Source organism: Rothia sp. HMSC076D04 (assembly GCF_001814645.1).
Classification (GTDB): domain Bacteria; phylum Actinomycetota; class Actinomycetes; order Actinomycetales; family Micrococcaceae; genus Rothia; species Rothia mucilaginosa.
This window is the reverse complement of the sequence record NZ_KV817370.1, coordinates 277556-293485: the sequence shown is the minus strand read 5'-3', so window position 1 is coordinate 293485 and position 15930 is coordinate 277556. Positions and strand designations below refer to the sequence as shown.

At 60.2% G+C, this 15930-nt stretch carries 13 protein-coding genes; 4 read left to right on the top strand and 9 right to left on the bottom strand.

Going from position 1 to position 15930, the window contains the following annotated elements; genetic code table 11:
- Nucleotides 1–30: 30 nt before the first annotated feature.
- From HMPREF2980_RS07420 to gluQRS, 3 genes are all read right to left on the bottom strand, one after another.
- Nucleotides 31–984: a 1,4-dihydroxy-2-naphthoyl-CoA synthase gene (locus HMPREF2980_RS07420; protein WP_049356266.1), complete on the bottom strand. Its 954-nt coding sequence runs from the start codon at nt 982–984 to the stop codon at nt 31–33.
- Between the two features lie 164 nt (nt 985–1148).
- Nucleotides 1149–2636 carry a sodium/proline symporter PutP gene (putP, locus tag HMPREF2980_RS07415; protein ID WP_070691074.1) on the bottom strand — a complete coding sequence of 496 codons (1488 nt, stop codon included), beginning with the start codon at nt 2634–2636 and terminating at the stop codon, nt 1149–1151.
- A 381-nt stretch (nt 2637–3017) separates the two neighbouring features.
- Nucleotides 3018–4043: a tRNA glutamyl-Q(34) synthetase GluQRS gene (gluQRS, locus tag HMPREF2980_RS07410; RefSeq protein ID WP_070643033.1), complete on the bottom strand. Its 1026-nt coding sequence runs from the start codon at nt 4041–4043 to the stop codon at nt 3018–3020.
- Between the two features lie 308 nt (nt 4044–4351).
- Between gluQRS and HMPREF2980_RS07405 the strand changes: the two genes are divergently transcribed.
- Nucleotides 4352–5260 carry an MBL fold metallo-hydrolase gene (locus tag HMPREF2980_RS07405; protein ID WP_049356271.1) on the top strand — a complete coding sequence of 303 codons (909 nt, stop codon included), beginning with the start codon at nt 4352–4354 and terminating at the stop codon, nt 5258–5260.
- A gap of 108 nt (nt 5261–5368) precedes the next feature.
- On the opposite strand, the gene HMPREF2980_RS07400 is transcribed toward HMPREF2980_RS07405, so the two are convergent.
- From HMPREF2980_RS07400 to HMPREF2980_RS07390, 3 genes are all read right to left on the bottom strand, one after another.
- Nucleotides 5369–6388, bottom strand: a complete 1020-nt coding sequence (locus tag HMPREF2980_RS07400) for a glycosyltransferase (protein WP_049341039.1) — start codon at nt 6386–6388, stop codon at nt 5369–5371.
- 276 nt (nt 6389–6664) lie between these two features.
- The gene (menD, locus tag HMPREF2980_RS07395; protein ID WP_070691072.1) at nt 6665–8494 is read right to left on the bottom strand and encodes a 2-succinyl-5-enolpyruvyl-6-hydroxy-3-cyclohexene-1-carboxylic-acid synthase; all 1830 of its coding nucleotides are present in this window, start codon (nt 8492–8494) and stop codon (nt 6665–6667) included.
- 78 nt (nt 8495–8572) lie between these two features.
- On the bottom strand, nt 8573–9616 hold the full coding sequence (locus HMPREF2980_RS07390) for an o-succinylbenzoate synthase (RefSeq protein WP_070691068.1): 1044 nt from the start codon (nt 9614–9616) through the stop codon (nt 8573–8575).
- A 293-nt stretch (nt 9617–9909) separates the two neighbouring features.
- On the opposite strand from HMPREF2980_RS07390, the gene HMPREF2980_RS07385 reads away from it, so the two are divergent.
- From HMPREF2980_RS07385 to HMPREF2980_RS07375, 3 genes are all read left to right on the top strand, one after another.
- Complete coding sequence (locus HMPREF2980_RS07385) at nt 9910–11547, top strand: phosphatase PAP2 family protein (RefSeq protein WP_070691065.1); 1638 nt, start codon at nt 9910–9912, stop codon at nt 11545–11547.
- 168 nt (nt 11548–11715) lie between these two features.
- The gene (locus HMPREF2980_RS07380; protein ID WP_049327511.1) at nt 11716–12093 is read left to right on the top strand and encodes a cupin domain-containing protein; all 378 of its coding nucleotides are present in this window, start codon (nt 11716–11718) and stop codon (nt 12091–12093) included.
- Nucleotides 12094–12317: 224 nt separating this feature from the next.
- Nucleotides 12318–13151: an oxidoreductase gene (locus HMPREF2980_RS07375; protein ID WP_070691063.1), complete on the top strand. Its 834-nt coding sequence runs from the start codon at nt 12318–12320 to the stop codon at nt 13149–13151.
- 101 nt (nt 13152–13252) lie between these two features.
- Here HMPREF2980_RS07375 and HMPREF2980_RS07370 read toward each other — a convergent pair whose 3' ends face one another.
- The 3 genes from HMPREF2980_RS07370 to HMPREF2980_RS07360 all read right to left on the bottom strand — a co-directional run bounded on the left by HMPREF2980_RS07370 (nt 13253) and on the right by HMPREF2980_RS07360 (nt 15841).
- A complete protein-coding gene (locus HMPREF2980_RS07370; protein WP_049327513.1) occupies nt 13253–14032 on the bottom strand; it encodes an amino acid ABC transporter ATP-binding protein in 780 nt (259 codons plus the stop codon).
- Nucleotides 14033–14065: 33 nt separating this feature from the next.
- Nucleotides 14066–14869 carry an amino acid ABC transporter permease gene (locus HMPREF2980_RS07365; protein WP_005504788.1) on the bottom strand — a complete coding sequence of 268 codons (804 nt, stop codon included), beginning with the start codon at nt 14867–14869 and terminating at the stop codon, nt 14066–14068.
- A 132-nt stretch (nt 14870–15001) separates the two neighbouring features.
- Nucleotides 15002–15841 carry an ABC transporter substrate-binding protein gene (locus HMPREF2980_RS07360; protein WP_049353830.1) on the bottom strand — a complete coding sequence of 280 codons (840 nt, stop codon included), beginning with the start codon at nt 15839–15841 and terminating at the stop codon, nt 15002–15004.
- Nucleotides 15842–15930: the final 89 nt, after the last annotated feature.

Here is a 15930-nt window from a genome sequence, read left to right as displayed (position 1 = left end):
AATCTACTTCTGCAGAAAAGGGGCTGTCTCTTAGAAGTAGTAGGGGTAGTTGGACCAGTCCGGGTCACGCTTCTGCAAGAATGCGTCACGACCCTCCACAGCCTCGTCGGTCATGTACGCCATGCGGGTTGCCTCACCGGCGAAGACCTGCTGGCCGAGCATGCCGTCATCAGGCAGGTTGAAGGCGTACTTGAGCATGCGGATTGCCTGCGGGGACTGGCGGGCAATGTGCGCCGCGTATTCCAGTCCCTTGTTCTCGAGCTCTGCGTGGGGGACTACGTCGTTGACTGCGCCCATTTCGTACATGCGCTGTGCGTCGTATTCCTTGGCGAGGAAGAAGATTTCGCGGGCGAACTTCTGACCCACCTGGCGTGCGAGCAACGCCGAACCGTAGCCTGCGTCGAAGGAGCCGACGGTTGCGTCGGTCTGCTTGAACTTGCCGTACTCTTCGGAAGCGATGGTCAGGTCGGCTACCACGTGCAGGGAGTGGCCGCCGCCTGCAGCCCAGCCGGAGACGAGTGCGATAACAACCTTGGGCATGGTGCGGATGAGGCGCTGCACTTCCAGGATGTGCAGTCGGCCTGCGCGTGCCGGGTCGATGCTTTCTGCGGTGTCGCCGCTGGCGTAGTGGTAGCCGTCGCGGCCGCGGATGCGCTGGTCGCCGCCGGAGCAGAATGCCCAGCCGCCGTCCTTGGCGGAGGGGCCGTTGCCGGTGAGCAGTACGGTACCTACGTTGGAGGTCATGCGGGCGTGGTCGAGGGCGCGGTAGAGTTCGTCCACGGTGTGCGGGCGGAATGCATTGCGGACCTCGGGGCGGTCGAATGCGATGCGCACGGTGGGCAGATCGCGTAGGATTTCACCGTTTTCGTCGCGCTGAACCTGGCGGTGGTAGGTGATGTCGGTGAAGTCTTCGAAGCCTTCGACGACGCGCCAGTCGGCGGGGTTGAAGATGTCCGAGACCTTTTCGGGAAGTTGTGCAGTCATAGACCCTATTCTACGTTGCCCGGGCGCTGTCTGAGGCTGTGAACCTGGTTGCCAGGTATAGCGAATCAGGTTGCCGAGCATATAAGAAGGCCCGGACCGCGTGTGTGCGGCCCGGGCCTTAGAAGTTGGGTAAGGAAGCTTACCCGGTCTTGGTTACCTAGGGGTTACTTGACCTTTGCGAGCTCTACCGCGCGGTCGAACTCTTCGTCAATGGCGTCGTTCTTCTTGTAGGTCATGAGCGAAACCACGATGGCGACAAGCAGCGCCGAAGCGAAGCCGGGAACCATTTCGTAGAGCACGGACTTCATCGGGCTCTGGCCCCACGCGAATGCCACAACGGCACCGGTAATCATGGAGGCGAGTGCACCCTGGGTGGTCAGCTTACGCCAGTAGAGGGAGAGCAGAACGGTCGGGCCGAATGCCGAACCGAAGCCCGCCCACGCGAATGCGACCAGCTGCAGGATGGAGCTGTTGGGGTTCCACGCCAGGGCACCGGCGACCAGCGCCACGATTGCCACGCCTGCACGGCCGAGCCACAGGGACTTGGATGCGCTGAGCTTCTTCGAGGAGAAGATGCCGTAGAGGTCCTCCACCAGAGCGGAGGAGCACACAATCAGCTGCGAGGAGAGAGTGGACATAATTGCCGCCAGAACCGCAGCCAGAATCAGGCCCGCAACGAGGGGGTGGAACAGAATCTGGGAGAGGTCCAGGAAGACCGACTCAGCGGTTTCCGGGTTGGTGAGGGATGCCTCGGGGTGGCGTGCAAAGTATGCGATACCCATGAACGCGCCGCTCAGTGCACCGAACACGGTCAGGACCATCCAGCTGATGCCGATGCGGCGGCCGGACTTAGCGTCCGCGGGGGTGCGCATTGCCATGAATCGCACGATAATGTGCGGCTGGCCGAAGTAGCCCAGACCCCACGCGAGGGACGAAACGATACCGGCGAAGGTGGTGCCTGCGAAGATGCTCAGCGCGTCGGGGCTTACCTGGCTGATGGACTCAACCACGGGGCCCACGCCGCCGAGGTTAATAATAGTGACGACGGGAACGGCAATGAGTGCTGCGAGCATGAGCAGGCCCTGAACCATGTCGGTGTAGGATGCGCCCATGAAGCCGCCGAAGAAGGTGTAGAACACGGTGATGCCTGCCAGCAGGAGCATACCGGTGTGGTATTCCTGTCCGAAGGAGGACTTGAAGAACAGGCCGCCGGACACCATGCCGGAGGAGACGTAGAAGGTGAAGAACACCAGAATCACGACGCCGGAGACGATGCGTAGCACGCGCTTGGTGTCATGGAGGCGGTTGCTCAGGAAGACGGGGACGGTCACGGCGTCGCCTGCTACTTCGGTGTAGCTACGCAGTCGCGGTGCCACGAACGTCCAGTTGCACCATGCGCCGATGGTCAGACCGACGGCGAGCCATGCCTGGGAGAGGCCGCTGAGGTAGACGGCGCCGGGCAGACCCATGAGGAGCCAACCGGACATGTCGGAGGCGCCCGCTGAGAGAGCGGCGACGGTGGGGGAGAGCTGTCGCCCGCCCAGCACATAGTCGTCAAGACTGTTGTTTTTGCTATTTGCCCATAGGCCGATTGCGATCATGGCAACAAAATAAATCGCCAGCGCGATGACCTGGTATGTACTCGCGGCCATAATGTTCCTTCTCTCCTGGTGATAGTGTGCGCCTGTGTGTATTTATGCGCTACCCCATAACTTTATGAGTGGCATAGGATACAGTCTAGGCTTTGAGGGGCTGAAAATAAAGTCTATTTGACGCCTAGGGATGAGAAGCTGTGGAATAAATATGTATTTGCTGTGTAAAATCCATGGTCGTACACGTGGGGCGATGTGGGAGCGTGTGCGAAAAAGTGCCCGAAAAATCCCTGAAATTCAGGGTTTCGGGCACTTGGGTGAAAGATATGTAGTTGAAAAGCAACGCAAACGCTCAATGGCATATGCATCTAAAACGAATTAAACGAAAAATTTAAAAGCCGTTCGGAGTGTTGAACTGTTACACAACAATGTCACAGAGGCTTAGAGATCCCTCACGACCCACGGCTCAGAAGCCATACGAGCCGGGTCAAAACGCTCCAAAATCGCCGCCGCATTGGGCACCGGAACATCCGCGGAATGGGCGGAGCCATCAGCGTTATACACCGGAATAGAAGCGGCAATCCAGCCCAAAATCGTCGGAGTCTCGACACCCGCCTCACGTAGCTGCGGCAGGGTTACCGCCCCGTCACGCTTCGCCAGGCGCTTACCCTCCTCGTTGAGTGCCAGCGGCACGTGAGCGTAACGCGGCTGCATCAAACCCAAAAGCTGCGCCAAATACGACTGGCGAGGCGCCGAAGGGAGCAGGTCATCACCGCGCACAATCTGCTCAACCCCCACAAATGCATCGTCCACCACGGAGGTTAGGTTATAGGCGTAGGTGCCGTCATTGCGTACCAGCACAAAATCATCCACCAGGCCGGTGTAGGTGCCGTAAAAATCATCCTGCACCGTGTAGCTTGTGCACTCGGCGCGCAGACGCAGGGCCGGCGGACGCTGGGTGCGGCGCTCCTCCCGCTGCGCTTTGCTCAGCTCACGGCAGGTGCCCGGGTATGCGCCCGGCGCACCGTGCGGGGCACTCGACGCCTCCTGAATTTCGCGGCGGGTACAGAAGCACTCATAGACGAGGTTTGCCTCGCGCAGCTGCGCAACCGCCTGCTCATAGGCGGCAAGGCGCGTGCTCTGGTACAGCACACCTGCTTCCTTGCCCTCGGTGCTTTCGCTACCCTCAACACGCTCTGTCGGGGCGCCGGGGCTCGCATCCCAATCCAGACCCAGAGCTGCCAAATCAGCAATCTGACGCTCTGCAGCACCCGGGCGCACGCGATCCAAATCCTCCACGCGCAGGTAGAAGGGCTTGCCGCCGCGGCGCGCCATAGCCCACGCCAAAATGGCGGTTCGCAAATTACCCAGATGCAAATCCCCCGAGGGGGAGGGGGCGTAGCGTCCGGTACCGCTGGGGAAAGGCGGGTTCGAAGGGGTGGAAGACGAGGTGGGGGAAGAAGCCATACTCCTATCCTATAGGGGTGTTAGATGCGGGTTGAACCGTGCGCACGATTCTAGATTGAGCGGCATCGTGACATAAATATTGCTTCTACGGATGCACGCCAGGCTTTTCGAGGGGCTCCTTTGGTGATGATGTGCTGTTCAAACAATCCGGAGAGGTTGATAAGCCTCACCACTTTCTTGTTGCTAGAGATAAGTTTGCGCAAAATAATGCACTTTCATTGCCTTGAATTGTTACCGAACCGTAAATTTCTGTTCTCTGAAGCCCGAATAACTCCTCAGCCGCTAAAAATTCCAGTAGGGTTGTATCTATGGCTCGTACTATTGAACTCGCAGACGGCGTGTACCGCATTGCGACCGACAACTACCGACTGAACACCGGACTGGTCCTCGGACTGGAGCGTGCACTAGTCGTAGATACCGGCGCAGGTCCCCGTCAGGCAACCGAAATTTATGATGAGGTTCGCCGTCTCACGCGCCTTCCTATTACCGTTGTAAACACTCACGGACACTATGAGCGTTTCTTCGGCAACGATGTTTTCGCGGCAATGGGTACCGAAGAATTCTGGGCGCATCCTCGCGCCGCGCGTGCAATCCGTAAATACGGTGAGGCGCAGCGTCCCTACGTCGAGACGCTGGAACCGGAAATGGCACACAATCAGGGTGCCGCCACCAATATTGTCGTTCCCAACCGCCTGGTCGCCAATAGGGGCGACGGCATCACTTTCACCCCCATCGACCTGGGTGAGCGTAGCGCAACCCTCATGTACATGGGACCCGGCCACACCGACGGTGACATTATGGTCGGTGTAGAGGACGTGCTGTTCATGGGCGGTCTGATTGAAGAGGGTACCGACCCCTACTTTGAGGATTCTTTCCCCGACCGTTGGATTGATACTCTCGGTGCCGTGCTCGAATTTGATCGTTACCGCGTGTTTGTGCCCGGTAACGGTGAGCCGGTAGACCGCACCTTCGTGGAGCGTGAACGCAACACCATGGTGACCGCTATTGAGTCGATTCGTTCCTCCACTTTAAATCGTGATGACGAGGCGACGACCGCGGCAATGTATAAGTTGCCGTATGCACCGGGTGCTACTCGCTTCCTGCTGGATCGTTTGGCTCAGCTTGAAGGCGCACCGGTAGCGGCGTACCTCGAAGCGGATCACCCGGATACCAGTGGTTTCACGGGTCCGATTACTCTGGGTCAGGCTTCGTACTAAAACCCCGTATGCAATATGCCTCATGGGGCATAAATACAGGTGAGGGCTGGTTTCTATGATAGAAACCAGCCCTCACCTTTTATATACCCATAACCTTAGGGCACGTATTTAGCGCTGAACGTACTGGGCGCGCATTGCCTCGCAATCAGCCTGCAAAGAAGCCGGGACTTCACCCATTGCCTCGCAAAGCTGCACGAAACGGTGACGCCAATCCAGGTGCTGCAGCGCCTGACGAATCTGCTGCTCACCCTGCGCGGGGGTCCAACGGGAGACCGCATCGGCAACCTGCGCGAGGCCCGCGCGTGCATCCGCATGATCAATGTCGATGGTCGCGCCATCCCAAAGGATTTCACGTACGGTGGTGGTGTTCGGAACCTTGCCGACCACGGTCACGCCCGAAGCCAGGGCATCGGTCCAACGACCGGTGATGTACTCCTTGGTCGGGTGAGTGTACGGCGCCGGGCTGACCGAAGTGGAGAACGCCAGCAGGAACTTCGCGCGGTTCAGCGAATCCTGCAGATGCTGAGCCGACTCGCGGTCATTTGCACCGAAGGGCGGGCGGCCCTCAAAGCTCAGACCCAGCTCAGCGGCGAGGGCGGCGGTCGCCTCGTCATCTTCGTAGGCGGCGGGCTGACGGCCCACGCGCAGCAGGTCGGTGCTCTTTGAGCCCAGAGTAGCCAGACGGTCGCTGAACTTGCTCCAAACATCCGCACCCCAGGGCAGAACGCCGGGGTTCTTCACGCCCGCGGCAGTCCAGGGCTGAACGTCGTCAACATCCGCAACGAAAATACGGTCGTAGGTGGAGGACTTAGCCACCGCAGGAATACGGTCATCCCAGAAGCTATCAATCACCCAGCCGTAGACCGCGCCGTAGCGGCGGAACGCGAAGGAACGCTGCGAAATGGCGTACAGCTGACCGGGATCAGAAGCAATCACCAGGCAACGCTTCGAGCCGCCCTTGAGGCGGGGCAGACGCGCCAGAAGCTTCGTTTCCTTGCTGAGGGATGCGCCCACATCCACGGTGTGCACGGTGCCGCCGGTGTAGCGGGCGAGAAGCTCCGCCATGGCGTGTACGGGAACCCAACCGGCTCCGGAGGGGACAGCAACAATAATATCGAGTGAGCTCATGAGAATCCTTGGGGGCAACGTCCGCCGCATGCACCGGGCTCACCGGGGTAAAACCTCGGGTCGCGGGCGGTGTGCATCAGCGGCAAGAGCGTGAATGTCAATAAATGATAGATAGGGTGCCTTACGTCAGCAGGCGCGCAAAAACGCGAATGCAGCGGCGAGTGAAACCGCTACGACCGGCTAGCGTTCAGCCACGGAAGGCTACGGCACAGGTAGTTTTCAGTATATCGGTCAACCCTGCGCACGGGGCTTAGCCTGCAGCCTTTAGAAACGGCTTTAGGGTGTGTGAATGCGCACCTCAACGCCCGATTCGGTTCCAAAACCGGCAGCCATACGCGCCAAATCAGTATTCGGGGCGGCAGCCACCGTGAAGAAACGATCCACCGCAGCGGTGAACTGCTCCTGACGAGCCATATCACCGTGTTCAAGGGTCGTGAAAATACCGCCGCCGGCATCGTCAAAGACCTCAACGCGCAGTTCGGGCAGAAGCTCAGTATTCGGCAGGTTCAGCGAGGACACATCGTGCTGGAAGGTCAGATCACCGCACAGCAGGGTCACCGGCAGAGCGGCACCACCAACGACCGGGCGGGAGTTCTCATCCACACCGGCGGGGTAGTAGCCCGACAGGGACACGCCAATAGCGGTCGCAATGGTGCCGTCAATACCCGCCAGGCCGCGGTTCGCAAACACGCGCGCGGGGGCGGGCTCACCCAGGGCGGGGGCTGCCGCATCCAGATCACGCACCAGGTTCGATGAACCCAGCACCATGAGGCGGCGCTGAGCCACCGCATCCTTCCAGACGCGGCGCGCGTAGGAGCGGCCGGCGGTGCGGTTGCGGTAATCGGTGTAGTCTACAGAGCCTGCAGAATCAGAGTGCTCGTAGGTGGCAATGGCGCGCAGGCACTCATCCTGCAGTTCGCGGGCGGGCTCAACCCACTGATCCAGCCAGCTCAGTTCGTCAGCCGGTTCATCGGTGGCAGTAGCGGATGCGCACGCAAACTCGGCAAGCTCATGCGGGGTAGACAGTTCCACGAAGGAGCGGGCGCCCGGCTCGTACCAGCTGGCGCGGCGCGGGGCGTAGAACGCGCACTGAATATCTTCGCGTTCCAGCAATGCGGTAATCGGGCGTGAGAGCGTCGGGTGGCCGAAGAGCACCACACGCTCAATCTGTGCCGCGGGCGCGAACGAACCATTAGCGAGCAGCTGCGGGTAGTGAGGAATGGAGGTTGCGCCGTGGCGCGCCTCGGAGGAAGGCTCAGCAAATAGCGGCAGGTTCAGCACACGGGCGAACTCCGCGGCGAACTCACCGGCACCGTCAGCGGCAACCACCACGGTGCGGTGTGCCGGGGTGAACTCCGCCAGGTCCGCCTGCGCTTCCAAGGAGTCCAGGAGCCAACGCTGCTCAGCGCTGGAGAACCCGGAACCTTCAGCGCGGGCGGCGCGGGCACGGCCCTCAGCCTGCGGGTCGTAATCCTCTAGCAGGCTCTGTGCCCACTGCGGCAGTATCTGCGCAAAACGGCCAGAGGGGGTCAGCGGCGTATCGAAACAAATGTTCAGGTGCACTGGGCCAATCGGCTCCGCAGACTGCTTGCGCCAGTGCTCGGCACTACGACCGGTCAGCGCGTTCAAGCACGCCGCAAAAGCCTGAGTCTGCTCGCCCTCCACCTGCTCGGGGTAGGAGGTCAAATCAGCTTCAGCACGCACAAAAGGATAGAAGAAACTCGCCTGGCGGGTCGTCTGATTCACGCCGCTACCGCGCAGACGCTCCGGGCGGTCCGCGCTCAGCACCGCCAGGGGCACACCGGCGTGATACGCCTCCATGACGGCGGGCACGTACTCGCCCAGTGCCGTACCGGAGGTGCACACCAGACCCACGGGCTGACCGGATGCCTTGGCAATACCCAGGGCGGTAAAGGCTGCACTTCGCTCGTCCACGCGCACGTGCGCAATGAGGGCGCCGGCTTCAGCGGCGGCGGCAATAGCGTACGCAAGAGGTGCGCTACGGGATCCCGGAGACACGACAACATGCCGCATACCGGCACGAATCAGCGAATCGAGCACGGATACTGCGGTGAGCATGGCGGGGGTTGAGCGGTTTTCAGTCACCGTACCATTCTAATGCCGTAAGGTTTTTCATTCAGTTATGGTTACCCTTCACGGGTGCAACCTTGATAACTACAGTCTTCACAGTCCGGAGGCGCGTTCCAGTACCCGGTAGCAGGCAGTGACTCGCTCCACCCACCACTGGCGGGTCTGCTTGTCGGTGGCGAGACGCTCCAGGCGCTGCGGGCTGGGGGTGATGGTGCGCAGATCCATGAACCCGTCGCGGGCGATGAGCGGCTCGTCGGTAACGTCCTCAGCCATGAGGGAGACCGTGCCCAGACCGCACCCGTACCTCAACGTAGGTAGGGAGGCCGCCAGAGAGGCACCGGTGGCAATGCCCACCGAAGACTCCAATGCCGAAGAAACCACCGCCGGAAGCTGCGCCTGCTCAACCAGCGCGAGCGCACGACGCACACCACCCAGCGGTGCCGCCTTAATAACCATGAGGTCCGCGGCGTTCGCGCGAGCCACCTTCAGCGGGTCTTCCGCCTTACGGATCGACTCGTCGGCGGCAATGCGGGCGGGCAGCCCCTCCTTGGCAATGGCAAAGCGGAGCGCCGCCATATCTTCAATGGATGCCACGGGCTGCTCGGCGTAGATAATGCCGTACTCGCAGAGCTTGCGTAGCGCTTCAAGGGCACCGGCGAGGGTGTAGCCCATGTTCGCGTCCACCTTCAGGCGTGCACTCGGGAGCGCATCTCGTGCCGCCGCCACGCGGGCAATATCGTCGGCGAGGCTCTGGCCCTTCTCAGCCACCTTGATTTTCAGTTCCTGAATCTCACCCTCGTACTTGGCGAGCACCTCCGGCACACGCTCGGCGGGCACCGCGGGCAGGGTCGCGTTCAGCGGGATGCGCGTACGCACCGGCTCCGGGGTGGGCAGCCACGCCGCCTCCAGCGCGCAGGCAAGCCACGCGGCAGACTCCTGCACGCCGTACTCGAGGAAGGGCGCGAACTCGCCCCAGCCGTGCGGGCCGCGAATCAGCGCGCTCTGGCGGCTGTTCACTCCGCGGAAGGTCACGGTCATCGGAATTTCGACCGTGAACAGGTTCTCCAGAACCTCCTTCAGCGGCGGCAGGGGAGTGTTCGTGAGGTGAAAACCGTAGCCGAGAGGCGGCACGCTCATACTGGTGTTCAAGGTATCTGCCCTTCTTTGATGCGCTATGAGCTCACCATAACACTCTGGGGGCGGGCGGGCGCGCTCGCACCCTGTCACGCATTCTCTGGAAACTCTCAGGTTGTGGTCGAAAAAACTTTAGTTTTTCATAGCTTAACCTGGGATAGTAGGTAGTTATTCGCCCGAGAACTCGGACGGTGCCTCGCATAAAACGGCAGCTTGGGGGCTACTGTTTTGAGGGGCTGGCATCGGCGGGCTCGGGTATGGCTAACAGACATGAGGGCAAGAAGGTACGAAGGGTTATGAAGAAGAAAACACCGGCAAATACATCGGGTTCGGGAAACTCCGGTTGGGAGAGCTCCGAAAACCTCGATGCTACCAGTGTGCTTCACCCCGCTGACGTGCATGCGGCTGCTGCTGACAACGCGCCCACTACGGTGTTTTCCTCTGATGAGACTGCGGTGCTCTCTGATTATCAGGACGCTACCCAGGTGCTCGCCTCCCACGAAACGGCTACCCCTGCTACTGCGCACAGTGATGACCGTACGAAAGTTTTGACGGATTACGGTTCATCGCCAGCTCACGAAGCTGCGCCTGTAGGTTCTGCAAACGTGGGTTCCGTAAACGTGGCTTCCGCGAACGCTGAATCTGCGAATACCGAAGTTATTTCTTCGCACCCCGACACCTCAGAGGTTATTGGCGCGACTCGTCCTTTGCCGCGCGCTTACCGTGCCCCCATTAAGATTCCTGAGACGATTCCCTCGCCGCAGGAACGCGCCTCTCAGGGGAACTACAGCGCGGATGAACCGATGCAGGCTACGCGCCGCCTCGATCCGCCGAGGCCTCCGGTGAGCGGTTTCCCGCTGAACAATCAGATGGGTGCCTCCTCAATGGGTGCGCCTCAGATGGGTGCTCAACAGCCTCTTCCCACGCGTGCGATGCCTCCGCAGCCGGTGGCTTATCCTCCCGAGGCGTATCCTGCCGCCGCCTACCCGAACGGTGCGTATGTTCAGACCGGTCAGGTTCCCGTGGATGCTTCGGGCCGCCCGGTGAATCGTCCCGGCGAAGAGCAGGGGCACCATCTTCCGAGTACCGGTATTTTGATGCGTCACGTGATGGCGTTGCTGTTCTTGGGTCTGTCTCTCTACGGTGCGTTTGTGTTCTTCATTTACACGGCGACCGGCCAGCAGGTTGATGAGCAGGCGTACACCGAGTATGCGCATCAGTTCAAGAGTTACCGCGGTCCGACCCTGACTGCGCTGGATTCTTTGCCCACGATTGTCGGCGTGATTGCGGTGCTGGGTCTGATTGCGGTGCTGATTTGGAAGCACCGGTTCCTGCCCTCGCTGATTGGCGTGCTAGTTGGGGCTGCGGCGGTGACGAGCACGTACCTGCTCAAGCACTACCTGATTGTGAAGCCCGACCTGGGTGTTCAGGAAGCGCTGAGCAACTCGGCGCCCAGCGGCCATACGACCTTTGCGGCGGCGGCTGGCGCGGCGCTCTTCCTGGCGGCGCCTCGTTTCTTGCGGCCCACGGTGGCTCTCTGCGCGGCGGTGGCGACCTGTCTGACGGGTGCCTCCACGATTATTAATGGTTGGCATCGCCCGGCGGATGTGGTGACCGCTATTCTGGTCACCGCCATCTGGACGGTTGTGGGTATGGGTGTGTTGCGTTATGTGCGTCCGGCAGATTTTGCGGTGCCGGCGCGTGGTGGTTTGGTGCTGGTGCCGTTGATGACGATTGCGACGCTGTTCCTGTCGTTCTGCGCGGTGATCCTGTATCTGATTGCGATTTTTGCCCCGATTCCCGGCGGTGCTTTTACCGCAGCGACCTGCATGATTATTGCGGTGAGCTTTGGTACGACGGCGTTGATGGTGAACCTGTTGCGTCCGCGTAATAGTAATCGCTCCGCCTATTCGAAGGTGTGGAGTTATCAGTAGATGTTGTTCCCCTCCCCGCGCGGGATGTTTCAGCTTGATGTGAGCTGAGGTATTGTCCAGTTGCGGGGAGGGGAATACAATATAAGAAATTTAGTATTTTTAATACCAATATTAGGGAGGGGGTTGCGCGCCCCCTTTCACTCACCCCTGAAGAGAAAGGTGCGTACCATGGCAGGTACCCATGAAGGCCGCGTCCTCGTATTCCCCCAGCTCACCGAAGCGCTGACCCCCTTTGAAGATAAGCCCCAGGCCCGCAAGATCGTTGACGCCGACGGCGGCAACCTGACCCTCATGGAGCTGGCTGCGGGCCAGTCCTGGCATGAGCACCACAGCGTGCACCCCATCTTCGTGCAGGTGCTCAAGGGCGAGGTGATTTTCCACGTGAAGGACCGCGATATTACCCTGGTGCCCGGCAAGCCGATTCACGTGACCGCCAAGCTGCTGCACTCCCTGCGCGCCGTGAAGGACTCCACCCTGCTGGTGACCATGCTGACCGGCGAATCGCACCCCGAACCCAAGGTCAATATTGACGTCGAAGAGGTCTAAACCCCGGCCTCTAAACCCCTGACCCAAAAACTTTAGCTCGCCGCCGCATCTGCATAGGATGCCGCGGCGAGCTTTTTCTCTGTCCTCTTGCCCTCACATATGCCGGCGGAGAATACCCTCACGCTACGCCCTGAGCTTTCTGCACGCTCGTACACCCCGCGCGGGCGTACCCTGAGAAGTGCATTCCCGCTATCATCACAGGGAGCAACCCGAAAGGATACGCAATGCCCAAGTCACTGCAACGCCCGGTCGTTCTTCTCACCGGCGCCAGCTCCGGTATCGGCTACGACGTGGCACCGCTACTGGCGCGATACGGCTACACCGTCTACGGTGCCGCCCGCCGCATTGAGAAGATTGAAGAGCTCGCCTCCGAAGGCGTGAAAGCGCTCAGCCTGGACGTTACCGATGAAGCATCCATGGAAGCCGCCGTACAGCAGATTATTGACGCAGAAGGCCGCATTGACGTGCTCATCAACAACGCCGGCTACGGATCCTACGGTGCTATTGAAGACGTCCCCATCGACGAGGCACGCCGCCAGTTCGAGGTGAACCTTTTCGGCCTCGCGCGCCTCACCCAGCTGGTGCTGCCGCACATGCGCGCACGGGGTAGCGGGCGCATCCTGAACATCTCCTCAATGGCGGGGCGTATTACCTCACCCCTGGGTGCCTGGTACCACGCCACCAAGTACGCCCTCGAGGCGTTCAGCGATGCACTGCGCATGGAAGTTGAAGAGTTCGGTATTGACGTGGTCATTATCGAGCCCGGCGGCATCAAAACCCCCTGGGGACTCATCGCGGCAGACCACCTCGAGGAATCCTCCCGAAACGGTGTCTACGCGGCTCAGGCGCAGCGGGTTGCGGCAAATATGCGTAGGCTCTACTCTCCTTCATCCAATCTCTCGGAGCCCAAGGTTATCTCTAACGCTATTCTGCGAGCCCTGGAGGCGCGCCGCCCCAAGACCCGCTACCTGGTAGGTTTCGGTGCTAAGCCCTCCGTGTTCCTGCATACCGTGCTACCGGACCATCTCTTTGACAAGGTGGCGCGCCGTATCTTCTAGAACCGAAATAGCGGCGAACTAGAGCATTCAAAAGCGGGCGGTGCTGCGCGAAACAGAATGTTTCGTACAGCACCGCCCGCTACGTTTTTCAAGAGCTAGTACTAGTCTACTACGGCGTGGGTCGGATCGAGCACGCGCGCCAAGAAAGCCCGAGTACGTTCGTGCTGGGGGTTGCCAATCACCTGATCGGCGGGGCCCTCCTCCACGACCACGCCATCGGCCATGAAGACGACCTTATCGGCGACCTCGCGGGCGAACGCCATCTCGTGAGTTACCACGATCATGGTCATGCCCTCGTCAGCAAGGTTGCGCATAATGCTCAGAACCTCGCCGACCATCTCCGGGTCGAGTGCACTGGTCGGCTCATCGAAGAGCATCAGGTCCGGGTTCATAGACAGCGCACGCGCAATAGCCACACGCTGCTGCTGACCACCGGACAGCTGAGCCGGGAAGCGGTCTTCCTTGCCTTCCAGACCAACCTTGGCGAGCTGCTCGAGGGCAACCGCCTCCGCCTCAGCCTTGGAACGGCCCAGAACCTTAATCTGAGCGATCGTGCAGTTATCCAGAATGTTCAGGTGGCCGAACAGGTTGAACTGCTGGAACACCATACCCATGTGGGTACGCACGCGGTTAATGTCTACGTCCGGGTCGGTGACCTCGGTATCGCCCACCATGATGGTGCCGTCATTCGGCTCCTCCAGCAGGTTCACGCAACGCAGCAGGGTGGACTTACCGGAACCCGAAGGGCCGATAAGGCACACGACCTCGCCCGGCTTGACCTGCATGTCAATGCCCTTGAGAACCTGAACCTTGCCGTAGGACTTGTGCAGGTTAGAAATGCGCACCGAGGAGGCGGCCATGGATGAAGTTGAAACAGTCATAGTATCTTCCGTAATCCGTATCTGTCGTTGCGCTTACTTGCGGCCCGCAAGCTGGGTGCGGCGCTCAAAGTATGCGGAGAGCTGGCCCAGCGGAACAGTGATAATCAGGTAGCACAGACCCGCAACCACCAGGGGAGTTAGGCCCGCGTTAGCGGCGGTCAGGCCCTCACGGCCGAACTTCGCCAGCTCGTACTGAGAAACCGTCACACCCAGCAGGTACACGAGGGAGGAGTCCTTGGTCAGCAAGATAACCTCGTTGGTCAGCGGGGGCAGAACCACGCGGAACGCCTGGGGAATAATGATCGAAATCATCGCGCGAGTGTGGGACATGCCCAGGGAGCGTGCCGCCTCCATCTGGCCCTTCGGGATCGCCTGCAGGCCCGCACGCAGAACCTCACTAATGTAGGCTGCCGAAACCATACCCAGGGACAGGGTCACCGGAATCAGGTTATCCACGAAGCGGATCTTGAACGCCAGGGGAATACCGTAACCGAACGCGAAGAAGACCAGCAGCGCCGGGATGCCGCGGAAAAGCTCCACGTACAGGGTCGCAATCCAACGGTAGGGAGCGATAGAGGAAATACGCATGAGCGCCAGCAGCAGACCGCCGGAGAGGCCCACGATGAAGCCCAAGGTGGTGTACAGCAGGGTGTTCTTTAACGCCACGGTGATGACGTCGGGGAACTGCTGAGCCGCAACGTCCAGGTTGAATACCTGCTGGCTGAGGGTCTTCCAGTCAGCCAAAAGAATGGCTGCCAGAGCGATAACTGCCAGAAGGGCGTACTGTGCGTAGCGGAAGAGCTTCTGCTTCTGACGGGGTGAGAGTTTAGAGGACATGCGCTTTCTTATTCGTGTGCTGTTCGGTCAAGAGCGTTTTATACGCTCACAAGGGTGAAGGCCGGAGAATCCCCCAACCCAAAAGTAATAAGGGTACTCCTGAATTGGGGGAGAGGCTAACCTGCTAGATGCTTAGGAAGCGGAGGAAGAGGCGCTCGCGGAGGTCGAGGAGGTGGTGCCCACCCACTTGGCCTTCATCTTGTCGAGCTCGCCGTTCTTCTTGAGCTTGTCGATGGTTGCGTTAGCCTTGGCCAGCAGTGCCTTGTTATTGGAGGAAACTGCTGCGGCAATCTGCTCGGTGTTCTCGGAATCCTGGTAGGCGATCTTGAAGGAGTCCGGGTCATTGGTCAGTGCCTCGGACACCACGGAAAGGTTCGCTGCGACTGCCTTGACCTGACCGGTCTTCAGGGCGGAGAACATGAGGGAGGTGTCTTCGTACTGGATGACCTCTGCGCCGTTTTCCTTGGCGTAGGTTTCACCGCTGGTTGCCTGCTGCGCACCAACGCTCACGCCCTTCAGATCTGCGGCGGAGCTGATGGAGGAACCCTTGGGGACCAGGATTGCCAGGTTGTCGTCGAAGTAGACGGTGGTGAATTCCATCTTGCTCTTACGTTCATCGGTCACGCCGATACCCGCAAGGGCGATATCGCACTGACCGGTGGCCAGGCCGGTGCCGGAGTCCAGACCCTCAAAGCTGATGGAGGTCAGCTGAGCCTTCACGCCCAGGTCGGAGGCGATAGCATTGGCGATGTCTGCATCCAGACCGACGATGGTGCCGTTTTCTTCGTATTCGAAGGGCTTGTAGGGGGTGTTGGTGCAGACGCTGAGGGTGCCGGACTTGACGAGGCTGACCTCGCCGTTGGCGTCGGAGTTCTCGTTGGCGGTGGAGACGCAGCCGGTCAGTGCCAGGGGCAGTACTGCCAGTAGTGCGAGGGGCTTAAGGGATGCCTTCTTGAGGATTGCGGTGTTCATTGGGATGCTCCTGTGTGGGGTGTGCGTTCACTCGTTGAGTGGTGCGTTCTATGAAATCTAGAGTCTATTGTGCGCCCGCATGTTAAAAA